21 protein-coding genes and 1 tRNA gene are annotated in these 22494 nt (G+C 58.0%); 10 read left to right on the top strand and 12 right to left on the bottom strand.

The genetic code is table 11. The features are described from left to right. Positions 1 to 61 precede the first annotated feature (61 nt). A complete protein-coding gene (locus tag ACIQVE_RS18025) occupies positions 62 to 985 on the bottom strand; it encodes a LysR family transcriptional regulator (RefSeq protein WP_402810632.1) in 924 nt (307 codons plus the stop codon). Positions 986 to 1195: 210 nt separating this feature from the next. Between ACIQVE_RS18025 and ACIQVE_RS18020 the strand changes: the two genes are divergently transcribed. From ACIQVE_RS18020 to ACIQVE_RS18010, 3 genes are all read left to right on the top strand, one after another. After that, positions 1196 to 1627 (top strand): helix-turn-helix domain-containing protein, encoded by a 432-nt coding sequence (locus ACIQVE_RS18020; protein WP_402810630.1) that lies wholly within the window; start codon positions 1196 to 1198, stop codon positions 1625 to 1627. A gap of 134 nt (positions 1628 to 1761) precedes the next feature. Beyond that, on the top strand, positions 1762 to 2145 hold the full coding sequence (locus ACIQVE_RS18015; RefSeq protein ID WP_402810629.1) for a transcriptional regulator: 384 nt from the start codon (positions 1762 to 1764) through the stop codon (positions 2143 to 2145). Next, the gene (locus ACIQVE_RS18010) at positions 2142 to 4673 is read left to right on the top strand and encodes an ATP-binding protein (RefSeq protein ID WP_402810627.1); all 2532 of its coding nucleotides are present in this window, start codon (positions 2142 to 2144) and stop codon (positions 4671 to 4673) included. Before ACIQVE_RS18015 ends, ACIQVE_RS18010 begins: the two co-directional genes overlap by 4 nt. Here ACIQVE_RS18010 and ACIQVE_RS18005 read toward each other — a convergent pair. After that, the gene (locus ACIQVE_RS18005) at positions 4638 to 6107 is read right to left on the bottom strand and encodes an ATP-binding protein (RefSeq protein WP_402810625.1); all 1470 of its coding nucleotides are present in this window, start codon (positions 6105 to 6107) and stop codon (positions 4638 to 4640) included. The genes ACIQVE_RS18010 and ACIQVE_RS18005 overlap by 36 nt on opposite strands. A 90-nt stretch (positions 6108 to 6197) precedes the next feature. Beyond that, complete coding sequence (locus ACIQVE_RS18000) at positions 6198 to 7148, bottom strand: GlxA family transcriptional regulator (RefSeq protein ID WP_402810623.1); 951 nt, start codon at positions 7146 to 7148, stop codon at positions 6198 to 6200. A 220-nt stretch (positions 7149 to 7368) separates the two neighbouring features. On the opposite strand from ACIQVE_RS18000, the gene ACIQVE_RS17995 reads away from it, so the two are divergent. Beyond that, positions 7369 to 8091 carry a pirin family protein gene (locus tag ACIQVE_RS17995; RefSeq protein ID WP_402810622.1) on the top strand — a complete coding sequence of 241 codons (723 nt, stop codon included), beginning with the start codon at positions 7369 to 7371 and terminating at the stop codon, positions 8089 to 8091. 48 nt (positions 8092 to 8139) lie between these two features. On the opposite strand, the gene ACIQVE_RS17990 is transcribed toward ACIQVE_RS17995, so the two are convergent. Further along, positions 8140 to 8622: a hypothetical protein gene (locus tag ACIQVE_RS17990; RefSeq protein ID WP_402810620.1), complete on the bottom strand. Its 483-nt coding sequence runs from the start codon at positions 8620 to 8622 to the stop codon at positions 8140 to 8142. A gap of 255 nt (positions 8623 to 8877) precedes the next feature. Here ACIQVE_RS17990 and ACIQVE_RS17985 point away from each other — a divergent pair, with 255 nt between their 5' ends. Both ACIQVE_RS17985 and ACIQVE_RS17980 read left to right on the top strand, forming a co-directional pair. Next, complete coding sequence (locus ACIQVE_RS17985) at positions 8878 to 9876, top strand: NAD(P)H-quinone oxidoreductase (protein ID WP_402810618.1); 999 nt, start codon at positions 8878 to 8880, stop codon at positions 9874 to 9876. A gap of 112 nt (positions 9877 to 9988) precedes the next feature. Then, complete coding sequence (locus ACIQVE_RS17980) at positions 9989 to 10933, top strand: alpha/beta hydrolase (protein ID WP_402810617.1); 945 nt, start codon at positions 9989 to 9991, stop codon at positions 10931 to 10933. Here ACIQVE_RS17980 and ACIQVE_RS17975 read toward each other — a convergent pair. Then, complete coding sequence (locus ACIQVE_RS17975) at positions 10930 to 12741, bottom strand: ABC transporter ATP-binding protein (RefSeq protein ID WP_402810616.1); 1812 nt, start codon at positions 12739 to 12741, stop codon at positions 10930 to 10932. The two genes, ACIQVE_RS17980 and ACIQVE_RS17975, sit on opposite strands and share 4 nt — an antisense overlap. Positions 12742 to 12931: 190 nt before the next feature. On the opposite strand from ACIQVE_RS17975, the gene ACIQVE_RS17970 reads away from it, so the two are divergent. Then, a complete protein-coding gene (locus ACIQVE_RS17970; protein WP_402810614.1) occupies positions 12932 to 13459 on the top strand; it encodes a hypothetical protein in 528 nt (175 codons plus the stop codon). 81 nt (positions 13460 to 13540) lie between these two features. Here the strand turns inward: ACIQVE_RS17970 and ACIQVE_RS17965 are convergent, their stop codons facing one another. After that, positions 13541 to 13870 (bottom strand): hypothetical protein, encoded by a 330-nt coding sequence (locus tag ACIQVE_RS17965; protein ID WP_402810612.1) that lies wholly within the window; start codon positions 13868 to 13870, stop codon positions 13541 to 13543. Positions 13871 to 14132: 262 nt separating this feature from the next. Here ACIQVE_RS17965 and ACIQVE_RS17960 point away from each other — a divergent pair, with 262 nt between their 5' ends. Both ACIQVE_RS17960 and ACIQVE_RS17955 read left to right on the top strand, forming a co-directional pair. Beyond that, complete coding sequence (locus ACIQVE_RS17960; protein ID WP_402810610.1) at positions 14133 to 14411, top strand: hypothetical protein; 279 nt, start codon at positions 14133 to 14135, stop codon at positions 14409 to 14411. 202 nt (positions 14412 to 14613) lie between these two features. Then, positions 14614 to 15159: an NADAR family protein gene (locus ACIQVE_RS17955; RefSeq protein ID WP_402810609.1), complete on the top strand. Its 546-nt coding sequence runs from the start codon at positions 14614 to 14616 to the stop codon at positions 15157 to 15159. 37 nt (positions 15160 to 15196) lie between these two features. Here ACIQVE_RS17955 and ACIQVE_RS17950 read toward each other — a convergent pair whose 3' ends face one another. The 4 genes from ACIQVE_RS17950 to ACIQVE_RS17935 all read right to left on the bottom strand — a co-directional run bounded on the left by ACIQVE_RS17950 (position 15197) and on the right by ACIQVE_RS17935 (position 21085). Then, positions 15197 to 18310, bottom strand: coding sequence for an efflux RND transporter permease subunit (locus ACIQVE_RS17950; protein ID WP_402810608.1), 3114 nt, complete (start codon positions 18308 to 18310; stop codon positions 15197 to 15199). Beyond that, complete coding sequence (locus ACIQVE_RS17945; RefSeq protein WP_402810606.1) at positions 18307 to 19416, bottom strand: efflux RND transporter periplasmic adaptor subunit; 1110 nt, start codon at positions 19414 to 19416, stop codon at positions 18307 to 18309. Before ACIQVE_RS17945 ends, ACIQVE_RS17950 begins: the two co-directional genes overlap by 4 nt. A 505-nt stretch (positions 19417 to 19921) precedes the next feature. After that, entirely contained in the window at positions 19922 to 20542 is a 621-nt protein-coding gene (locus ACIQVE_RS17940; protein ID WP_402810605.1) for a TetR/AcrR family transcriptional regulator, read from the bottom strand. Between the two features lie 135 nt (positions 20543 to 20677). Next, the gene (locus ACIQVE_RS17935; RefSeq protein ID WP_402810603.1) at positions 20678 to 21085 is read right to left on the bottom strand and encodes a winged helix-turn-helix transcriptional regulator; all 408 of its coding nucleotides are present in this window, start codon (positions 21083 to 21085) and stop codon (positions 20678 to 20680) included. Positions 21086 to 21186: 101 nt separating this feature from the next. Here ACIQVE_RS17935 and ACIQVE_RS17930 point away from each other — a divergent pair, with 101 nt between their 5' ends. Then, complete coding sequence (locus ACIQVE_RS17930; protein WP_402810602.1) at positions 21187 to 21936, top strand: NADPH-dependent F420 reductase; 750 nt, start codon at positions 21187 to 21189, stop codon at positions 21934 to 21936. A 141-nt stretch (positions 21937 to 22077) separates the two neighbouring features. Here the strand turns inward: ACIQVE_RS17930 and ACIQVE_RS17925 are convergent. Together ACIQVE_RS17925 and ACIQVE_RS17920 are read right to left on the bottom strand one after the other, a co-directional pair. Further along, a tRNA-Pro gene (locus tag ACIQVE_RS17925) sits at positions 22078 to 22154 on the bottom strand. A gap of 89 nt (positions 22155 to 22243) precedes the next feature. After that, the coding region (locus ACIQVE_RS17920) for a MerR family transcriptional regulator (protein WP_401211907.1) at positions 22244 to 22494 on the bottom strand (251 nt) is incomplete at its 5' end.

The raw sequence follows: 22494 nt of genomic DNA, 5'->3' as shown, positions 1-22494 counted from the left end.
TTGAACCAAATCTCAAGGACACTGAAGCCCCCTGTGGGAGTTTCGACGTGAGTCGGCAGCGTTAAAGCGGAGGGATATCCAGCGATGCCGACATGAACTGGCTGATCTGCGCTCTGAGCCATTTCTCGGCCGGGTCGTTGTCGTGCACGCCGCTCCAGGCCATCGACAACTGCGCGGCATCAATCGGGAACGGTGGGTCTTCTGCTCGCAAGCCACAACCTTCGACCAATGCACACGCGGCGTAATCCGGCACCGTGGCGATCATTTCTGTGCCGGCGAGCAAGGCGCGCAAGCCGCTGAATTGCGGTACGCCGAGCACCACGCGGCGCGAACGGCCCAGCTTGGCCAGGTCAAGGTCGATGTTGCCGCTCAAGTCACCAGAGAACGACACCATCGCATGCGGACGCTCGCAGTATTCGTCGAGTGTCAGCGGCCCTTCGCGGGTATCGCCGCGCAGGACTTTGCAGGGAATGTCGCGCAGTTTCTTGCGTTTGGCGTTGGCGGGCAGATCCGTGGTGTAGCTGACACCGACGGAGATTTCCCCGGAGGCCAGCAATGCCGGCATCAGCAGATAGTTGGCACGCCGCACCACCACGACAATGCCCGGTGCCTCTTGCTGCAACTGGCGCAGCAGCGGTGGAAACAGACCGAACTCGGCATCGTCCGACAGACCGATGCGGAACACGTCGCAACTGCTCGCCGGGTCAAACTCCTTGGCGCGACTGACGGCCCCGGAAATCACATCCATCGCCGGTTGCAACTCCTTGAGAATTGCCAGCGCGCGGGCGGTCGGTTCCATGCCGCGACCGTTGCGCAACAGCAACGGATCATCGAACAGATCACGCAGACGCCCCAGCGCGGCACTCACCGCAGGTTGGCCCATGAACAGTTTTTCGGCGACGCGGGTCAGGTTCTTTTCGAACATCAGCGCTTCGAAAATCACCAGCAAGTTCATGTCGACGCGACGCAGATCGTTACGGTTCATCGGCTCGGTTTCCTTCTATGGCCAGCCACACGCAAGTGCTAAGCACTTTACTCGATGAATGGGCCGGAGGACGTCAGGCCAGAACGAAATTAACAACGATTAACTCGCAAGACGCAGCGCTGCATCCAACAATCGATCCATCTGCGCAGCGCTGTTTTTTGAATGAGGGAACGCGTTGACCGTGCTTTCCCACCGACACGGACTCTGGCCATGGCTCAACTACAACCCAACGTCGCCCTCGTCCCTGCCTGCGAACCGCGCAAAAGCGGGATCGGCGGCCTTAGCCCGCAGCGCGAACGAAAAATCAAACAACTCATTCTCGAACGCCTCGGCGAAAGTCTGGAAGTGACCGAACTGGCCCGCGCCTGTTCACTGTCACGCAGCCACTTCTCCCGGGCATTCAAGTGCAGCACCGGGCTCTCGCCGCAAGACTGGATCCGCACCCAGCGCATCGCCCGCGCCAAACTGCTGATCCAGCACACCGGCCTGAGCCTGACGCAAATCAGCCTGGAGTGCGGCTTCTGCGATCAGGCGCATTTCTGCCATATGTTCACCCGCAGCGAAGGCATCAACCCGTTCGCCTGGCGCTGCCAGATCATGGGTCAACACAAAAGCCACCGCTCATCCCCCGCTCTGTTTTGACCTCTGCCCCTGCACCACCCGTTGCACTGATCGCAAAACCTGAGGATTATGCCCGGACACATCGAAATAGGCGGCCTGCGTTCGCGCCCGGCCCTGTTTCGCTCTGTCCGTCGCAGCACCGCAGGAGTGAGTTGTTGAGCCTTCCCCCGAATCAGGCCCTCGGTTTCGGCCCCTATCGGATTCATCCCGGGCAACGACTGGTGCTCGAGGGCGATCAGCCGTTGCGCCTGGGTCGGCGAGCGATGGACATTCTCCTGATTCTGCTGAGCCACGCCGGCGAGGTGGTGAGCAAGCAGCAATTGATGGCCGAAGTCTGGCCGGACAGCGTCGTCGAAGACATCAACCTGCGAGTGCACATGGCAGCGCTGCGCAAAGCCTTGGGCGACGGTCAGGCTGGCCAGCGCTTTATCGTGACCGTGGCGCAACGCGGCTATAGTTTTGTTGCGCCGATCCTGCACGAGTCTATCGAGCAGCGACCGGCGGGCGGCACAATCTGCCTCTGCGGCGCACGCGAATGATTGGCCGTCAGCCGCTGGTCGAACGGTTGATGACGCAGTTGCCGCGCCGGCGCTGCATCACCTTGGTCGGCCCCGGTGGCATCGGTAAAACCACGGTGGCCTTGCGCGTGGCTGAACAGTTGATCGGGCATTACCGCGACGGTATTCGCCTGGTGGATCTGGCGCCGCTCAACGACCCACAGCTGATTTGCTCGCACCTGGCGGCCCTGCTCGAACTGTCGCTGCTCGACGGCGATCCACTGGTGTGTCTGGTCAATGGCTTGCGCCAGCGCCAGATGCTGCTGGTGCTCGATAACTGCGAGCACCTGATCGATGCCGTCGCAGCGCTCAGTGAGAGCATTCTGCGCGGCGCGGCGCAGGTGCATATTCTCGCCACCAGCCGCGAAAGCCTGCGAGCGGAAGGCGAGTTTGTGCAACGCCTGGAATCCCTCGATTACCCACCGTTGCCAGTCGAACTGGATCGGGCCGAGGCGCTGGGCTTCTCGGCGTTGCAGCTGTTTGTCGAACGGGCAATGGCCGCGCAGGAAAGCTTTGAATTAAGCGATGCGCAGTTGCCGCAAGCCATCGAGATTTGCCACCGACTGGACGGTATTCCACTGGCGCTGGAACTGGCGGCGGCGCAAGTCGCTGAACTGGGGCTGGATGGCTTGCTGACGCAGTTGCAGGGCCGCTTGCCACCCTTGGCAGCGGGTGACCAGAGTAGCGCCGAGCGCCACCTGACTTTGCGTGCCACGCTGGACTGGAGTTTCAACCTGCTCGATCGCTGCGAGCAAACCTGCTTGCGCCGACTCGGTGTGTTTCGCGGCGGGTTTACCCTGGAGTCGGCGGCGGCCGTCATCGTCGGACAGCAGATCGACCCCGCTGCGGTGTTCGCTTCGATCACGCAACTGGTGGCCAAATCCCTGCTCAGTGTCGAGGTCGGTGATGAAGAGGTGTTCTATCGCCTGCTCGACACCACCCGCCGCTATGCCCTGGAAAAACTCGATGTCGCGGCTGAACTCGATGAGACTCGCCAGCGCCACGCCGAACGCTGCCTGACCCTGATGCATCAGGCGCAATCGCACTGGGAAAACACCCCCACTGCGTTGTGGATCGAGCGCTACGCCCGAGGTCTGGAAGATTTGCGCGCAGCGCTGGAGTGGAGCCTGAACAGAGCCGGGCCGGATGATCTGGCCATTCAGCTGACCGCGGCCTCGGCGCCGCTGTGGCAAGAGTTGTCGCTGCTCAAGGAGTACGGCGGTTACGTGCGGCGGGCGTTGCACCTGCTGGATGAACTCGGCGAACCCTCCCCACACCTGAAAATCGCCCTGAAGCTGGCCTTGGGCAGTGCCTATTATCACACTTGGGGCGGAACATCCGAGACCATCGAGGCTTTTGTCGACGCCCGCCAATTGGCCCACGCACACGCTGACGTCGCCGGACAACTGCGCGCGATATCCGGGCACCTGGCGGTCAATCTCAGTTGCGGGCACTACCGGATGGCGCTGGAGCAAAGCGAACAGTTCGACCGCCTCGGCCTGCACGGCGACCCGCTGCTGTCGCTGAGCACGCACCGCTTGCGGGTGCTGGCCCTGCATTACGCTGGCGACCAGCCACAGGCGCGCATTCATGCCGAGCAAGTGATCGAACGCATGGCGCACAGCGGCCATCGCAACCGCTTTACCCACGGTTTTGGCGTGCAATATGACCAGAGCGTCGCCTCGCTAACCGTGCTCGCTCGGGTGCTGTGGCTGCAAGGATTCCCCGAGCAAGCGTGGCGCACGGCGCGACAGGCGCTGGATATTGCCGTGCAAATCAATCACGGCACATCGATTTGCTACACCCTGGCGTTGGCCAGTTGCCTGATCGCCCAGTACAACGGCGATCGGCAGAACGCCCGGGCGCTGCTGCATCTGTTGCTTGAGCAATCGCAGAAGCATTCGGTGCTGTTGTTTTATCGCTGGGCTCTGCACTACGCGCAGGTGATCGACGCTGAAGCCGCTATGCCCGTGCCGACGGATGGCAGCGGCATGGTCCGAGAAATCATGGTGACGCTGGATGAGCGCTTTGTTGATGATGATTTGCTGACGCGGGCGCAGGCCGGTGATGCGGGCTGGAGCACCGCGGAGATTTTGCGGGCTCGGGCGAATGCATTATTGATTGAAGACTCAGGTTTTCAGGACGGACGCCTTCGCGAGCAAGCTCGCTCCCACAGGGATTTGGGGAGTACGCAGAGTTTGCGTTCAACGCAAAACCACTGTGGGAGCGGGCTTACCCGCGATGAGGCCCGCATAGACGCCGCAAATGTTCAGGAAGCACAAGCAATCCTGCAACAAGCCCTGTCCATCGCCCGCTCCCAAGGTGCCCTGGCCTGGGAATTGCGCAGCGCCACCTCCCTCGCTCAGCTCTGGCAACGTCAATCCCGTCACCGCGAAGCGCTGGATCTGCTGACGCCGATTTATCAACGCTTCAGCGAAGGCTACGCCACACCGGACCTGCGCAAAGTACGCCAGCTACTCGACGAGTTGCGCGATCCCTTGCTTGCCTGAAACTTGACGCACGCGACTGATATACCGCGCGTGTCGGCGCTCCAGATCAACACCTTCACCACTGCGCTCAAGTTGTTCGCGGGCATAACGCCGAGTGGTATTGAGCATCCGGTATCTGCCAGCAACAGCGCCCTGCTCCACTGCCAACAATGACTTCTGCACCAGCCGTTCGATGACCGCCGCCAGCTTCGACGGAGCCAGTTGCGGGCAACTGATCACGCCCAGCGCCGCCTCCAGAGTAAATGCCAACTTGAACACCGATAAGCGTTGCAGCACGCGCTGCTCCTGCTCGCTCAGGCGTTGATAACTCCAATCGAGTGCAGCCTGCATGGATTGATGGCGCGGTACCGCCGTGCGTCGGCCGTGGTTGAGCAGTTGCAGTCCGTTGGCCACTTGCGCATGCAATCCGACCAGCGCCAGTGCGTCGATCTGCGCGGCCGCCAGTTCGATCGCCAGCGGAAGACCGTCGAGTTGGCGACAGATCTCGCGCACAGTGTGCAGATCCTGTTCGCGCAAACTGAAATCATGCTGTCGAGCCCGGGCGCGGCTGACAAACAGCTGCACCGCCGGATAGCCCATGGCCTGCGCGACACAATCGACTGCCGAACGCTTCGGGACGTTCAGCGGTGGCAGGTGCTGAAGGGTTTCCAGACTGGTCTGCAAGGCTTCACGACTGGTGGCCAGAATCACCAGTTGAGGCGCGGCGTTCAGCAGCGTCTCGACCATTGCCTTGCAGGCCTCGCGCCGGTGTTCGCAATTGTCCAGCACCAGCAGCGCGTGACGGGCGCACAGCGTAGAGAAATCGCACTCGAGAGTGCGCAACAGATGTTCCAGCAAAGGTGTTTCAACATCGATCTGCGCCAGATCGACCAACCACACGCCATCACGGAAATGTTGCAGCAGCAACTCCGCCACGCGCAGCGCCACGGTGGTTTTGCCCACACCGGCAGGCCCGGTGACGGTCATCAGCCGACACAGCGGCAGGCGCCGCACCATGCCGCCGACCAGCGCATCACGGCCGGTTACCGGGGTCAGCCGCGCAGGCAAATTGTGTTGCGCTGGTGGTAGCCGTTCGAAGACCTCTTGCGCGACGCTGTCGTAATGCACCGGCGCGATAAAGCTGTAACCGCATTGCGGCACATTGACGATGTAACGCTGACCCTGCTCACCATCGCCCAACGCACGCCGCAGTGCAGCAATATGCACCCGTAGATTGATCTCTTCGACCACCGACGTCGGCCAGATCAGGGCGATCAGTTGCTCCTTCCTGACCACGCGGCCGGCGTGTTCAACGAGCACCTGAAGAATGTCTAGCGCGCGGCCGCCCATGCGCAGCTGCCGATCCCCGTCGAGGATCAGTCGCTGGCGCAAATGAAACGCGTAAGGGCCGAAACGCAGGACCTCCGCCGAGTTCACATCGTTGAGATTGTTCATGCCAACTATCTTGGCAGTCTCAGATGACGGCACAACCGCTACACAAGACACCGAACGGACATCCGGGTGCTCCAGACGGACAGAACCGCTCTAGCTGAACTGTTCGCGGTACTGTGCAGGCGTCAGGCCGAGCTTTTCAGCAAACAGCGAACGCATATGCCGTACGCTGCCGAAGCCGCTTTTATAGGCCACGGTTTTCAGCGGCAAATCGCTGGTTTCGAGCAGATTGCGGGCGCAGTCGATACGTGCACTTTGCAGAAACTCCATCGGCGTCATGTTGACGTCACGGGCGAACACCCGGGCGAAGTGCCGCGCACTCATGTTTGCCAGGCCTGCCATGCGCTCTACGGTGAACGCCTCGTCAAGGTGTTCCAGCACGTAGTTCTGCGCCCGGGTAATGGGTGTTTCCTGCGGCGCCACAGCGGCCATCAAAGGGCTGAACTGGGCCTGACCACCTTGGCGCTTCATCACCACCAGCAACACTTTGGCCACGTCTTGAGCGATTTTTTTACCGTGATCCCGGGCAACCACGGCCAACGCCAGATCGATACCCGCCGTGACGCCGCCCGAGGTAATCAGATTGCGGTCTTCGACGTAAATCTGATCGGTCGCCACGTTGGCGTTCGGGAATCCCTTGACCAGGCGTTCGGTGTAGTTCCAATGCGTTGTCACGCGGTAACCGTCGAGCAGTCCGGCATGGCCCAGCACGAAGGCCCCGGTGCAGATCGAGCCATAGCGCTCCGCGCGCTGCACGGCACCGGGTAACCAGGCGAACAGCGACGGGAATTTTTCGTTGTAGGCACCCGGGCCACCCGGCACCAGCAGCAAGTCAAAGTGCTCGCTGCTGTCGTCAATCAGCCGATCGGCATTCACCAGAAGACCATTGGAGGCACGCAAAGGGCCACGCTCGGTGCCCAGGGTAGTCAATTGATAGTGCGACTCTGCTTTCAAATAACGATTGGCAACCGAAAACACTTCCATCGGCCCGGCCATATCGAGCAGCAGAAAGTCGGGAAACAACACCATTGCCACGGTTTTCATGGGTTTACATCACTGATCAATAAAGAATAAACGCATAACTCAGGCTGAGCATTATGGCCAAGCGCACGCTGATCGTCGAAAAAGAATACGTGAACTGCTGTGCAAAACTGTCAACCTGATTGCGACAGTCTTTCAGTTTTCATCTACTTATTGCTTCAAACAGTTAACAGTAAGCTTCTCCTCACTCGGACGAATTCACGTCCCGCCAGGAGATTTCATCATGCTGACTCTTCGCAAAGCCTCCGATCGTGGCCTCGCCAATCATGGCTGGTTGAAGTCGTTCCACACCTTTTCCTTCGCCAGCTATCGCGATCCGCGGGAGCAAGGTTTTTCCGACCTACTGGTGATCAACGATGATCGCGTTGCCGCCGGCAAAGGCTTCGGCCAGCACCCGCATCGCGACATGGAGATCTTTTCCTACGTGCTCGAAGGCGCGCTGGAACACAAGGACACCCTGGGCACCGGTTCCGTGATCCGCCCCGGCGATGTGCAACTGATGAGCGCCGGCAGCGGCGTGGCGCACAGCGAGTTCAACCACTCGGCAACCAAACCTGTGCACTTCCTGCAAATCTGGATCGTGCCGGAAGTCAGCGGCGCCAAACCGCGCTATCAGCAGGAGCACTTCAGCACCCAGAAAAAACGTGGTCGTCTGCAATTGATCATCTCGCCTGACGGCAGCAACGGTTCGCTGAAAGTGCGTCAGGATGCGCGAGTGTTCGCCGGGCTGTTCGATGGCAAGGAGAGCGCTACGCTGGAACTGCCCGCCAATCGTTACGCCTACGTGAATGTGGCGCGCGGCAGCGTTGAACTGAACGGCCAGCGATTGCAGGAAGGTGACGGCGTGCGGGTTCGCGAAGAACAGGTGCTGACGTTGAGCAATGGCGTGGATGCCGAGGTGCTGGTGTTTGACTTGCGGCCGCAGGAGTTGCCGCAGATGCCATGAGGCAACGTTGATATGCCCACAAAAACGGCCTTCTTTTTGAAGGCCGTTTTATTGTGACTGTAAGGGCATCAGCATGTCTGTTTTGGGAGCACTCGCGTCCCTGCCTGCTTGAACCGCCGAGAGTGTCGTTTGTATCGCTACAAGGATGTTGGCTTGATTGGCGAAGTGTGCGCCGACGACTATGGTGAGCACACCAAAAAAATTGATTGCAGCTACTGCCCAGTAGTCGCGCCTCATGGAAATGACTTGTTTGGCCACGTCTCTGGATTCGTCTGCGCTCTTTTGTACCTGTTCCCACATCACGTCATAGCGTTTGTCTCGTTCAAGCTGTGTTTTCTCCCTCTCCGCCTGAGCAGAAAGAAATGCATTGATTATCCCTGACACACCATCAATCCGAGCATCCATCCTTGTCTCAATGGTCTCAATCCTGGCGTTGAATTCTTCACGACTGATAGCGTTCATGGCTTGAGTGCTCTGACTTTTGCTCGATGTATTGATGCCCTGATATTGCTCAAATTCCCTGGCGTTCAAATCCGACTCCCTTCCTTGGTTACCGATACGTCCCTGACTCATCCCTCAATCGCAATTTTCCTATCGCTATGAGCTGCAGCAACAATAGAGCCCATCGACCAAGCCCACAAGCCAGCGGATTCTGCCTGAGTTGTAGGCCGTTTCGTCAGGCAACGTAGCTTAGGCAACAGCGTCACATTCTTGTTGCCCATTGGAGGGAATCATTGCCTCTGTGCCGCGCTCCCATCTACAGAACCCTTACCTACAGGAAGCAACATGACTTTACCCAATGAAATGACGCGTATCGAAATAACCCAACCTGGTGGCCCTGAAGTCCTGCAAGCCAGGCGTGTGCCGTTACCGGTGGCCGCAGACGACGAAGTGCTGATCCGCGTGCACGCCGCCGGCATCAACCGGCCGGACGCTTTGCAGCGTGCAGGCAAATACCCTATGAAGCCTGGGATGAACCCGATTCCCGGCCTGGAAGTAGCCGGCGAAGTCGTGGCGCTCGGCACCGGCGTCAGCCAGTTTGCCTTGGGCGACCGAGTCTGCGCGCTGACAAATGGTGGCGGCTACGCCGAATATTGCAGCGTTCCGGCCGGCCAGACCCTGCGCATTCCCGACGGGATCGATTGGGTACAAGCCGCCGCGATTCCGGAAACCTTCTTTACCGTGTGGGCCAACCTGTTTGGCCTCGGTGGCGCCAGCCGTGGCCAACGCGTGCTCATCCATGGCGGCACCAGCGGCATCGGCACCACGGCGCTGATGCTCTGTCGCGAATTTGCCATCGAAGCTTTCGCCACGGCTGGCAGCCCGGAAAAATGCGCGGCGATCAGCAATCTCGGAGGCCAACCGATCAACTACCGCGAAGAGGATTTCGCTGCGGTGATCGCCGAGAAAACCGCTGGCCAAGGCGTGAACGTAATTCTCGACATCATGGGCGGTTCGTACTTCAACGCGAACATCAGCGCTTTGGCGATGGATGGGCGGTTGGTGATGCTCGGCTTCCTTGGTGGCGGCCGAGCCAACGATGTAGACCTGCTGGCAATCCTTGCAAAACGCGCGGTGGTCACCGGTTCGCTGTTACGTGCGCGAACCGCGGCGGAAAAATCGGCCATCGCCGATCAACTTCGCGAGCATGTTTGGCCGGTTCTGAGCGCCGGTCGCTGCCTGCCGATGATCGACAAGGTCTATTCGCTTGAGCAGGCGGCTCAGGCCCATACGCACATGGAGGCCGGCGATCATATTGGCAAGATCGTGCTGACAATGAACTAAGCCGTTGCAGCATTTTGTAATCGTTGCACACGGGCGGTGGTCGAAAATATCGCGCGCAGACCGAGGCTTCTGGTAAAAAGCGTTCTTTGTCTGCGCCGCGGTGAAACGTTTAATGTTCCTGTCCTTCATGACTCGTCTGCGCCGTCGCCGCTTGGCGTTTGCCTGCATGGCCGCTTTGATTATCGGCGTGCCGACGAGTTGTGCCGTGCTGGAACATACCGAGCGCAAACTGCTGTTCCGCGTCGAACCGGGCACAGCGTATTGGTATCGCGGTTTGCCCGGCAGCGTGCAGGAACTCGACCTGCAACCCAAGCGCTTCAAGGCTGGGCAAAATATTCATGCCTGGTGGTGGCCGGCGGAAAATGCCAATGCCCCGGCGATTCTCTATCTGCATGGCGTGCGCTGGAATCTCACCGGGCAGTTGTTCCGTATCGAGCAGTTGCGCGCGGCGGGCTACTCGGTGCTGGCCATCGATTACCGCGGATTCGGCCAGAGCAAGGGTGATCTGCCGTCGGAAAGCAGCGTTTACGAAGATGCGCGGGTGGCCTGGGAGCGCTTCAAACTGCTGCAACCGGATCCGAACAAACGCCTGATCTACGGCCACTCCCTGGGCGGCGCGGTGGCAGTCGATCTGGCGGCCGAACTTGGCCAGATCGCCGCCCGTGATCACACCCCGCTTCCGGTGCGCGGATTGGTGATCGAATCCACCTTCACTTCGCTGGCAGATGTTGCCGCGGCCGTGGCGAACACCTCGCTGCCGGTGCGCTGGCTGCTGTCGCAGAAATTCGACTCCATTGACAAGATCGCCGACATTCACATGCCGTTGCTGGTGGTGCATGGCCTGGCCGATGCTTTCGTGCCATCGCGTTTCAGCGAGCAGTTGTTCAACGCAGCGCAACAACCTAAACGCTTGTTGTTGGTACCCGGCGCGACGCACAACAACAGCCTGACGTTGGGCGGGCAAAACTATCGCAAGGCGATCGATGCGTTAATGCAGACCAAACCGTTGCCGCGCGTCGCAGGGCCGGCGCCGCTGCGCAACGCGCGCGACGCCTAACGATAACCGCGAGCCTGTAAATTGAAGAGCTGCGCGTAATGCCCGGCAAGCGCAATCAGATCATCGTGATCGCCCTGCTCCAGAATCCGCCCCTGTTCCAGCACAATGATGTGGTTGGCATTGCGCACACTGGAAAAGCGGTGTGAGATCAGCAACGTCATGCGCCCTTCAGTCTGCTGGCTGAAATGTTCAAATACTGCCGCCTCCGCTGCGGGATCGAGGGCTGAGGTCGGCTCGTCGAGGATCAGGATATCGGCCTCGCGACGCATGTAAGCCCGCGACAAGGCAATTTTTTGCCACTGCCCCCCAGACAACTCCTGACCACCGGCAAACCAGCGACCCAGTTGTGTGGCGTAACCCCGTTCCAGCCCCTCGATGAAACGCGCAGCCATGCCTTCGGCAGCAGCCTCTTTCCAGCGTTGTTCCTCACTGAATGCCGACGTGTCGCCAACGCCAATGTTTTCACCGACGGTAAACTGATAACGAATGTAATCCTGGAAGATCACCCCGATGCGCCGTCGCAAGGTGGTTTCCTCCCAATCCTGCAAATCACTGCCATCGAGCAGAATGCGCCCCTGATCAGGCCGATAGAGTCGCGTCAGCAATTTGATCAGTGTGGTCTTGCCTGAGCCATTTTCCCCGACCAGCGCCATGCTTTTACCCGGCACCACATGCAGGTCGATGCCTTCCAGCGCCGCACGAGTGGCCCCCGGATAACGGAAGCTGACGTTTTCAAACCGCAGACCATCGCCCGGTCGCGCGCCAGCGGTTAGATGACCACTATCGGCCAACACCGGCTCAGCCAGGTATTCGTAAAGATTCGACAGATACAGACCGTCTTCGTACAGCCCACTGATCGCACTCAAGCTGCTGCTGACCGCGCCCTGCCCCTGCTTGAACAGCACCAGATACATGGTCATCTGACCGAGACTGATATTGCCGTGCACGGCATCAATCACGACCCAGGCGTAGGCCACATAAAACGCTGCCGTCCCGAGTAATCCAAGGCCGAAGCCCCAGCCATCGCGACGCAACGTCAATTGCCGGTCTTCGGCGTACAGTCTGGCGAACGTGTCCCGGTAGCGCTGCAACAGCAGCGGTGCAAACCCGAACAGTTTGACCTCTTTGATGTACGCCTCGTGGGACAGCAAGGTTTCGATGTAACTTTGCTGGCGGCTCTCCGGCGCCCGACGGGTGAACAGCCGAAAGGCGTCACCGGAAAAATGTGCCTCGGCGAAGAACACCGGCAGCGCGCCGATCACCAGCAAGGCCAGCGCCCACGGCGAAAAATGCACCAACAGCACACCGAAGCTGATCAACATGATCAGGTTCTGGATCAACCCCAGTGACTTCATGACCAATGCCAACGGCCGGGTCGAGGCTTCGCGGCGCACACGCACCAGTTTGTCGTAGAACTCGGAGTTCTCGAACTGCACCAGTGACAGCGTCTGAGCCTTCTCCAGAATCAACGTGTTGACCTTCTGACCCAGCTGGACCCGCAACAGCGACTGCTGCACCGACAGCGCCCGTTGTGTCGCGGACAACAACGCTAACACCCCAGCCTCCATCAGCACGTAACGCAACACCGGCCACAACGGCGCATCGCCCTGCTGCGCATGCAACTGCATCGCCGTCACCACCGCATCGACAATTCGTTGACCCAACCACGCCGCCAGCGCTGGTAACACTCCAGCAACCAATGTCGCCAGCACCAGTCCCAAAAACAAACTACGCGAGGTGTCCCAAACCAGGCGCAAGGCGCGCTGTGCCTGGTCGAGCAATGTGGTGAAGCGCGATAGAACAGGCATAGGGCGAAGCGCTCGGCAGTTGCGGACAGTGTGTGATGGTACTCCAGCGCGACGGTTGAATTTCAATGCTGGGTGATCCTCGGCATACTGGCGCGCGCCAACATCACAAAAAGGACTGAGTGTGTTATCCCGCCCCCATTTTTTCTGGTTTTACTACCCCGTGTGCTGGCTCGCGGTACTCGCGCTGATCGTGCACATCGCCTTTTATGACTGGAATCTGCTCACGCCGATCGATGTGGGTGGCACCTTCATGGGCGGCATGAACGGACAACTGTTTGCCGGTGCCTGGCTCGTGGCCACTTTGACGTTGCTGTTGAGCATGCTGATGCGCTTACCGGGGTCGATCACTGGCTGCATTGTTGCCGGACTTCTGCCGCTGGTCATTGGGGCTTGGTGGCAGGTGAATTATCCGGACGACTCAGGGGAGCTGATCTACAGCATCAGTCGTCACCACATCGGCAGTGCAATGCTGACCGGCGCCGCCCTTCTTGCCCTTGGGCTGTTCCTGCGTTCGCGGCTCAAGAGAAACAGCTCGGCGTCTCGCTCAGGATTAATCGTAAGATTCATCGTGGCGATCCTGATTGCCATCGTGTTTATCGGTGCGCCCCTCAGAATCGCCATGCAGCGTTCGCTGCCCAACTGCGCATTCAGCAAGAACGGCCAGCAATTGACGATATGCCTGAGTGATGATGAAACCGAACGCGTCATCGTCGATTGAGTACCAGGGCCTGGTGGCAAAAAAGCGCTGGCGGTTTGCCATGCATGAAAAAGCCCAACCTCTTCAGGTTGGGCTTTTTGTTCAGCGCCGGGCCAGTTCGTGCCGTACGCATTGCTCATAGTAGGTCTGCTTGACCGCCGCCGGCTTGAGCTTCGAGGTGCTGTTATAAGTCTGCTCGATAATCCCCATCGCGGTCATGCGCATCCACGGTTGCTGGAATTTGCGCACCTGCAATTGTTTGCGCGCGCCATACAAAGAAACGCCCGACAGTTTGGAGTGCTGCGCACCTGCGGCGATATCCGAACCCCAGGTACAGGCAAAACGATGGCCTTTGCTTAACTCTTTCGCCTGGATTCCCGAGGCGAAGACAGCCAGGGAAAGCGTTGCAACGGTTATGACAATCGTCCGCATATAGCCAACCTAACCTTTTGAAAAAAGGCGAGTTTGACGATGGGAAAGGCAATTAGGGGCCAGCAGTTTGCCGCTTTCTGGCAATCTCCGGCGAAAAAAAAGGACAGTGCGATTTGGCACAGTCACCAGGCATTTCGGCTGACTCCGGCATGGACTGGGGCCAGGTGGCCAATCGTTGATACCTACCACTCGTCCAGCACCGCGCACCTTTGCCTGTCTCGCACTTCCAACACATACATCCATCGCGTGGAAGGCTTAGATGATGAACAAGAAAATTACGCTGCTATCGTTTGCCTGCCTGCTTCTGATCGGCCCCTTCCATGCGGTGGCGACCGAAAACACAACGGCGGAATCGGCTGCCCCGCCGAATGCCTTGCCGGGCGTCAATCACTCCAAAAGCTCAAGCGCCAACGATGATAAGGCGAACAAAAAGGGCGAAGAGTCTTCTGGCGGAAATGCCGGCGCAGAGCCGCATGAGACCGAGAAGGATGCAGCAACTTCGAGTGACTCAGAGGACATCAAGAAGGATCCGAAACAGTAGCATCCGCTGACTAGGGGTTTCACAACTGCTGACCCAAGATTCGACCCTCCTCGTATCAAGCGCTACCAGAGCTTGAATAGCAGCAGTGTGCCGGTATTAAATCCACCTTGAATGCCATCAGAGGGGCTTTTGGATGCACTCGGGTGGCTACGCGTACACGCTTAAATGCTCACCTCGGCACTACTTCACCAAGGAAGAACCTTTGTACGACTCTAAATATCTGGAAGATCTGCGCTCCCGATTCAATTGCGGAGAGAACCTGGAATTCACTTTTTTCTGGGGGCACCAACCAGGCAAGAAAGGAATAACCGCTTCGTGCTTCAGCCAGTGGTACATCGCCGAGTTCATTGTTGACGAGCAACTCTACCCAACCGCCGAGCACTACATGATGGCCGAGAAGGCTGCCTTGTTTGGTGATCAGGAAACTCGCACGCAAATACTAAAGGCTCCTACCCCCATTGCAGTCAAAGCACTGGGCCGAAAGATATCTGGATTTAACGAGCAGGATTGGCTGCAACACCGATATGACATTGTCGTGCGCGCGAACCAAGCCAAATTTTCGCAAAACCCGGAACTGAACAATTTCCTAAGGGAAACCGGCTCTCGCATCATTGTGGAGGCGAGCCCGGTTGATAACATTTGGGGTATTGGGCTGGCTCAAGATCACGCAAACTCGAACAATCCTAACCTGTGGCAGGGCCTGAATCTGTTGGGGTTTGCGTTGATGCAAGTGCGCGATGGGCAATGATCGGGGACGTCAATCAGTAGCGTGGACGCCGCATGACCTACTCCACACCCACGCGACCATGCCGCAGGCTTTTCGCTTCTTCAGTTGACCCGCTGTTGACCGGACGGATCTTGAACCAGATGGAGTACATCGCTGGCAGGAACACCAGCGTCATGATGGTTCCGACGAGGGTGCCTCCGATAAGGGTGTAGGCAAGCGTCCCCCAGAAGACGGAGTGCGTCAGGGGAATGAACGCCAGGATGGCGGCGAGTGCTGTCAGTAATACCGGGCGTGCACGTTGTACCGTGGCTTCGACCACTGCGTGAAACGGGTCCAGTCCTTCTTGCGCATTGTGATGAATTTGCCCGATCAGAATCAGCGTGTTGCGCATCAGGATGCCTGAAAGTGCGATTAGACCGACCAGCGCGTTGATACCGAACGGCTGTTGGAAGATAAGCAGTGTCGGCACCACGCCAATCAACCCCAGTGGCGAGGTGAGGAACACCATGATCATCGCCGAAATCGAGCGAACCTGCAGAATAATGACCAGCAGCGTCATGGCAATCATGATCGGGAATAGCGGCAACATCGCTTTACCGGCCTTGCCCGACTCCTCGATGGCACCCGCCTGCTCGATCCGATACCCGTCAGGCAGCTTGTCGATGACGTGTTGCAGCTCCTTCATGATCACGCTCGAGACGTCCGGCGGTTGCAGACCTTCGGCAATGTCACCGCGCACGGTAATGGTCGGTGTGCGGTCGCGACGCCGGAGAATTGGATCCTCCATACGCACATCGACGGTTCCCACCTGTGACAACGGAATCCGCTGACCCGCGTTACCTACCAACGTAAAGCCTTCTATCTTGGCGGGATCGAGCCGGATATCACCCGCTGCGCGACCCACCACCTGCACCGAACGAATGTCCTCACGAACCGCGGTGATCGGCACTCCGGCCAGCAGAAACTGCAATTGCTGCGAGACTGCCTTTGAGGTCAACCCCACCGCTTCCAGGCGATCCTGCTCCACAGAGAAATGCAGCGTAGGCGTCAGCGACCCCCAATCGGTGTTGACGGTTCTCATCATCGGACTCGACTGCAAAACGTCCTGCACCCGGCCCGCAATCTCGCGCAACGTTGAAGGATCGGGCCCCATTACCCGATAAGCGACAGGGAATGGGGAATACGGACCAAACACAAGCTGAGTCACCCTGACCCGCGCCTCTGGGGCAAGTCCCTCAGCAGTCGCCTCGCGGATACGGAACTTGAGGGCTTCGCGCGCCTCCTGGCTTTCTGTCAGCACCACAATCTTCGCGAAAGACGGATCGGGAAGCTCCGGCGCCATCGCCAGATAGAAACGCGGCGCGCCTTGCCCGATGTAGGCGGTGACGATTTTTGCCTCTTCCTGCTTTTGCAACCAGGTCTCAATTTTGGCAGTGGTGGCGCTGGTCTGCTCAATGGAGGTCCCATAAGGCATCTGCACCTCTATCAGTACCTCTGGACGGTCAGAGGTCGGGAAGAACTGCTTCTTGACCAGGCTCATGCCGAGGATCGCCACGACGAACAAAGCGATAACCGTGCTGGCTACCAACCATTTGCGAGCGATAACTCGCGTTAAAACCCGGCGGAAGCGGTTGTAGTTAGGGGTGTTGTAGATGGCCGCGTGACCACCCTCGACCTTCTTGATGTTCGGCAACATCTTTACGCCCAGGTACGGGGTAAAAGCTACCGCAACGACCCAGGAGGCAATCAGGGCAATGCCCACGATCCAGAACATGTTGCTGGTGTACTCGCCGGCTGTCGACTGCGCGAAGCCATTGGGCATAAAGCCGATAGCGGTCACCAGCGTACCGGAAAGCATCGGCGCGGCGGTATGACTCCAGGCATACGCGGACGCCTTTATGCGGTCGTAACCCTCTTCCATTTTCACCACCATCATTTCGATAGCAATGATGGCGTCGTCCACCAGCAGTCCGAGCGCCAGAATCAACGAGCCCAAGGTAATACGATCAAAGTTCTTTCCAGTGGCCGCCATCACCACAAACACCACGGCCAACGTCAATGGCACAGCCGCAGCGACCACAACGCCTACCCGCCAGCCCATACTGAGAAAGCAGACAAGCATCACTACAAGCAGCGCGACGAAGAATTTGACCATGAACTCGCCGACGGCCGAACTGATGTTTACCGACTGGTCGGTGACCTTGGAGAGCGACATGCCCAACGGCATGCCTTGATTTATATGGGTGGTCTCTGTGTCCAACGCCTTGCCGAGGTCAAGACCGTTCCAGCCCTCACGCATCACGATCCCCAGCAACAAGGCTTCTTCACCGTTGTTACGTACGAGAAAGGCTGCCGGATCTTCATACCCTCGTTCGACCGTCGCCACGTCAGCGAGCTTGAACGTGCGCCCCTGAACCGCAATGGGTGTGTCACGAATCTTCTGCAACTTATCGAAGGCGCCATCCAGGCGGAGGAAGACCTGAGGCCCATTGGTTTCGATGGAACCGGCGGGCGTTAGCACGTTTTGATTATTCAGCGAGGCAAAGATGTCCTGAGGAGAGACGCCCAAAGTGGCGAGGCGATCATGAGAAAAGGAAACAAAGATACGTTCGGGCTGCTCCCCAATAATGTTGACCTTTTTCACGCCCGGCACATGCAACAGGCGCTGGCGCAATGACTCAGCGTCGCGTACCAGTAATCGCTGCGGCTCGCCTTTGGCTTTCAAGGCGAAAAGCGCAAATGTCACGTCAGAAAACTCGTCGTTGACCATTGGCCCGATGACACCCTCCGGCAGCTTTCGGGCTTCATCGTCGAGCTTTTTACGCGCTTGGTAGAACTCTTCCTGTACTTGCGAGGGCGGCGTGCTATCGAGCAGTGACACCATCGTGAAAGCCAGGCCTGGACGGGTGAAGGTTTCCGTGCGGTCGTACCATTTCAGTTCTTGCAGGCGCTTTTCAAGTGGCTCTGCTACCTGATCCTGCATCTCCTGCGCCGTTGCGCCTGGCCAAGCGGTAATAACCGTCAACTGCTTGACCGTGAACGGAGGATCTTCTGCGCGCCCAAGCTGAAAGAACGCCAAGGTGCCCGCAACAGCAATCAGGAAGATCAGAAATACCGTTATAGAGCGCTCACGAACAGCGATCGCGGAAAGATTGAAACGGCCCTCGCTCATGGACGACTCCCCGCAACTTTGGCGTCATCCTGCTCAGGCAATCTCACTTCCTCACCGTTGCGCAGCAAATGAGCGCCCAGCGCCACGATCTGCTCGCCAACCTTTAGATCACCCGCGACTTGCGCAGAGTCGTCGCTCAAGCCCATGACTTGAATAGGTCGCCAGGCCACTTTCGCAGGTGTACCGGTGATAACCCACAGGCCAGTGCCTTTGCCCGGGTCATAAACGGCTGCGATCGGTACTTGCATCGCTTGCCCTTGCGCGGCGCCTTCAGTGATCCGAAGTGTAACGGTCGAACCTATCGGTGCATTGGCCAGCGCGCCCTCAAGCACATACCGCGCCTCAAAGGTGCGGGTCATGCGGTCGGCCGAGTCGGAGAGCAGCCTCAGCTTCGCTGTAACAGCACCCGTGGTATTGCCATAAAGTGTCGCTTGCGCGATGGATCCTACTGCGGGGCGCAACGTCTCGGGCAGGTGCACGATGGCTTCGCGCTGCCCTCCCCGCGCCAATCGAACCACAGGCTGCCCCGGGCTTACGACTTGACCTGGCTCGGCGAGCGTCTCCACCACAACGCCGTCGGAGTCGGCAGACAGCACTGCATAACCGGAAGCATTGCGCGCTACATCAGCCTGCGCTTCAGCGGCGTTGAGCTGCGCCTTTGCAGTATCCGCTGCGGCTTTGATCTGGTCGTAGGCCGATGCGGAAGTAGCGCCTGCGGCGACCAGCTTGCGATATCGAGCCTCATCATCTGCTGTCTGCCTGGCTCGGGCCCGAGCGGCTATGACCGACTCTTGTTGTGCACGCGCCTGCAACCCTAAATCGATGGGGTCGAGACGCATCAGCGGTTGACCACGTTTAACGGTCTGACCGGTGTCAACCAGACGCTCTAGCACCTTGCCTGATACCCGAAAACCCAGGTCGCCCTGGACGCGGGCGGCCACCACACCCGTGAAAGAACGTGAGACAGCGGACGAAGCCTGAACCGCTGCGGACCTCACCAGAGGGGCTAGCGTGCGCGGATCTTCAGGGCGCGATGAATCACCGCACGCAGTGAGGACGAGAGGCAACAAGCAAGCGGCAATGGGGAAAGGTCGAAGCCGGCGCATGGGTTCCCTTACTTAAAATAGGACGAGCGTCATATTCTCAGACCAGTGACTATTTGTGTCAACAGTCACACCCCTTGAAACTTTCCTGTTCTTAATCTCAGTAAAAAAGACCAGTGAATACGGAGAACCCTAATTCAACGCAAAGAACGTTAATTGACAGATTGTGACCATCACTCAATATGGTTACGGAGATTCCGTATTGAAGGACTCTCAATGGCTCCCCTCCGTCCAATTGCTCTTTTGCTCGCAGCTGGCTTAGTGGCAGATGGCGCGGTCGCCCCGGAATCCCATCGTCCAGAGGCGTCGCTTTCGGATGGTTACCTTGCTCAGGCTGCTGTCGAACAGTGGCCAGGTGCGACGCCGACCAGCCTTGTCGCTTGGTAAGAAGGAGGTGGCTGGCAACAGACAAATAAAAAACCCTTCGACGGCTGGAAGAAGGGCAATGTGAAAAGCCGCTCGGTGATCTGTTGCCTACCTGGGTATGCCGAAAACCTTTAGCCGAAGTTCAAGGCATGAGGCTACGCAAGATGAGGTTGGAAGTGAGCATGGGCGCCTCCTCAACGAAATCGAGGTTGTACTGCAGCAGCAACGGATTGACGAATGGTCGCAGCGCGAGATGTATCGCTTCTACTGTCTCGTCCAGCGGAGTCTTGCGCTCAAATTCGCCAATCTCTCGCCCCTCTCGCACTATTTGCGACACGAAGCGCTTGATCTGTGCCTCATAAACCTGCGTGCTGGGCCAACTTTCCGACGCCGCGAACGCTGCAATGTCATAGAGTTTTCGATCGTTGAAGAACAGATTCACACCTGTGGCGATCACAGTTTTGACCAAGCGTCGAAAACGCTCTGTCGGCGACAGGCCTTCCTCGCTGATAGCCTGCTCCACGGCCGCGACGATTTCTGCCAGGCAATTTGCACAGATGGCTTCACCGATCGCCTGCTTGGAATCAAAAAATTTGTAGATATAGGCCTTTGAAAACCCGATGGCCTTGGCGAGGTCGGAAACCGTGGTTTTACCGTAGCCGTATTGACTGAAGTGGTCATTGGCCGCCGCGACAATCTGATCACGAATCTCGTGTTCGATCGGGCCCCGGGGGCTGGGCGAGGATATTGATGGCTGATTCATGGAAATGGCTTACTCACCCTATCGAGGACTTACAAATTGTGACCGATAGGCTATACCGTCACAAATCAAACATTCAGAAACCACGGCTAATCAAATTTGAAACGGGATGACGTTTGATTAATCCAGCATGGAGGATTAGCGCTCCACAAGTCCATCGCCGCTAACGCCATGCAGTTCCAAACCCTTCGCCTCGTGCTGATGTCGAAGCTCAGCCCAATCGATCAGAGCAGTCATAGCCGGGCCAAGTGCATGACCCAGCGTTGTCAGCGCGTACTCCACTCGCGGAGGCACCTCTGGGTATACGGTGCGCTGAATGATGTCGTCCTGCTGAAGCCCCTTCAACTGCTGAATGAGCATCTTCTGCGTGACATCAGGAATGAGCTTTTCCAGTTCGGAGAACCTAAGAGGCCGCCCTTTAGCGGCCATCAGCTCATTGATGATCACAATTTTCCACTTACCCTCCAGAACACGAAGCGTGGCGTTGATAGCGGCCGACCAGGCCTGCCTTCGTAAAGGGTTCTCACATTCCCAATCGCGCTCCATCCCATACTTACCTTTTAGTGGGTTACAGACAAAAACGTCGGTTCTTGCGGATATTGCAGTACCGATAATAACGTATCCGGACTTTGAGTCCTGGAGGTGTTATGAAAATCGCGATCGTTGGTATTGGATCTATCGGCGCAACCCTTGCCCGAAAGCTTGTCAGTGCCGGGCACCAAGTCAGTGCGGCCAACTCTCGGGGGAAAGACTCGGCAAGCGCTTTTGCCGATGAAGCTGGAGCCGTTCCTTGTGACTTGCAAGATGTCTTCGATGGCGCCGATGCTGTGATTATGTCTATCCCTCTACCGGCCATGGCATCTGTTCCCAAGAACCTGCTAGCCGCATTGCCTTCCTCGGTTCCAGTGGTCGACACGAGTAATTACTACCCGGGCCTGAGGGACGAACGCATCGCCGCTTTGGACAATGGTCAAACGGAAAGTGTCTGGGTTAGCGATCAGCTTGGCCGACCGGTAATCAAGGCATTCAACAATATTCTGGCTTATTCGCTAGAGAATCTTGGTAAGCCAAAAGGCACGAAAAACCGTCTGGGAGTCGCCGTTGCTGGTGACGATGAAAATCATAAGCGTCTCGTAATGCAACTTGTCGATGAAGTTGGATTCGAGCCTCTTGACAGTGGCAACTTAGAGGAGTCATGGCGCCAACAACCCTGTACGCCAGCGTACTGCTGCGATTACACCGTTGAAGAGATGCACCCGGCGCTGAATGCCGCAGTCAAGGGAGCCGCCGCTCAGAAGCGAGAGGCGTTCAATACGCAACTCCCAGCGCTATTCGCCAAAAATCCCTCGCATGATGAAGTAGTTGAATTTAATCGGCGATTCAATACGGCGAACTGAATTCCTCGTCGTCTATACCCTGAAGGTGATCTGACGCGATTCGCAATCTGAATGTCAGCAACATCACCGGGTAGTTTTACGCAGGCACAAAAAAGCCGATCTAGCTGATCGGCTTAAGTGTCTGACTTTATTCAGGAATAATGGTCGGGACGGAGTGATTCGAACACTCGACCCCTAGCACCCCATGCTAGTGCGCTACCGGACTGCGCTACGCCCCGACTGGTTTTGGATCTCGTTCTTCACCTCGAAGAACGCTCAAGAATATATCGCAAGCTTTTGAAAACTGGAAGTATTCAAACGCGGCTTTTTATTTCTTGAGTACCACCAGCACATCTTCGAGTTCAGCGATCATCTGGCGGATCATTTGCTTGTATTGGGTGGTGTCGTCTTTGGCTTCATCGCCGGACAGACGCAAGCGTGCGCCGCCGATGGTAAACCCCTGATCGTAAAGGAGCGCGCGGATCTGCCGGATCATCAGCACGTCCTGGCGCTGATAATACCGGCGGTTTCCGCGGCGTTTGACGGGGTTGAGCTGAGGAAACTCCTGCTCCCAGTAAC

Source organism: Pseudomonas sp. NPDC098747, assembly GCF_044760045.1.
Taxonomy (GTDB): Bacteria; Pseudomonadota; Gammaproteobacteria; order Pseudomonadales; family Pseudomonadaceae; genus Aquipseudomonas.
This window is presented reverse-complemented; position numbering and strand designations above follow the sequence as displayed.

Coding starts and splice junctions, on each gene's coding strand:
- ACIQVE_RS18025 (WP_402810632.1), bottom strand. CDS start 985: ATGAACCGTAACGATCTGCGTCGCGTCGACATGAACTTGCTGGTGATT.
- ACIQVE_RS18020 (WP_402810630.1), top strand. CDS start 1,196: ATGGCTCAACTACAACCCAACGTCGCCCTCGTCCCTGCCTGCGAACCG.
- ACIQVE_RS18010 (WP_402810627.1), top strand. CDS start 2,142: ATGATTGGCCGTCAGCCGCTGGTCGAACGGTTGATGACGCAGTTGCCG.
- ACIQVE_RS18005 (WP_402810625.1), bottom strand. CDS start 6,107: ATGAACAATCTCAACGATGTGAACTCGGCGGAGGTCCTGCGTTTCGGC.
- ACIQVE_RS18000 (WP_402810623.1), bottom strand. CDS start 7,148: ATGAAAACCGTGGCAATGGTGTTGTTTCCCGACTTTCTGCTGCTCGAT.
- ACIQVE_RS17995 (WP_402810622.1), top strand. CDS start 7,369: ATGCTGACTCTTCGCAAAGCCTCCGATCGTGGCCTCGCCAATCATGGC.
- ACIQVE_RS17985 (WP_402810618.1), top strand. CDS start 8,878: ATGACTTTACCCAATGAAATGACGCGTATCGAAATAACCCAACCTGGT.
- ACIQVE_RS17980 (WP_402810617.1), top strand. CDS start 9,989: ATGTTCCTGTCCTTCATGACTCGTCTGCGCCGTCGCCGCTTGGCGTTT.
- ACIQVE_RS17975 (WP_402810616.1), bottom strand. CDS start 12,741: ATGCCTGTTCTATCGCGCTTCACCACATTGCTCGACCAGGCACAGCGC.
- ACIQVE_RS17965 (WP_402810612.1), bottom strand. CDS start 13,870: ATGCGGACGATTGTCATAACCGTTGCAACGCTTTCCCTGGCTGTCTTC.
- ACIQVE_RS17960 (WP_402810610.1), top strand. CDS start 14,133: ATGAACAAGAAAATTACGCTGCTATCGTTTGCCTGCCTGCTTCTGATC.
- ACIQVE_RS17950 (WP_402810608.1), bottom strand. CDS start 18,310: ATGAGCGAGGGCCGTTTCAATCTTTCCGCGATCGCTGTTCGTGAGCGC.
- ACIQVE_RS17945 (WP_402810606.1), bottom strand. CDS start 19,416: ATGCGCCGGCTTCGACCTTTCCCCATTGCCGCTTGCTTGTTGCCTCTC.
- ACIQVE_RS17940 (WP_402810605.1), bottom strand. CDS start 20,542: ATGAATCAGCCATCAATATCCTCGCCCAGCCCCCGGGGCCCGATCGAA.
- ACIQVE_RS17935 (WP_402810603.1), bottom strand. CDS start 21,085: ATGGAGCGCGATTGGGAATGTGAGAACCCTTTACGAAGGCAGGCCTGG.
- ACIQVE_RS17930 (WP_402810602.1), top strand. CDS start 21,187: ATGAAAATCGCGATCGTTGGTATTGGATCTATCGGCGCAACCCTTGCC.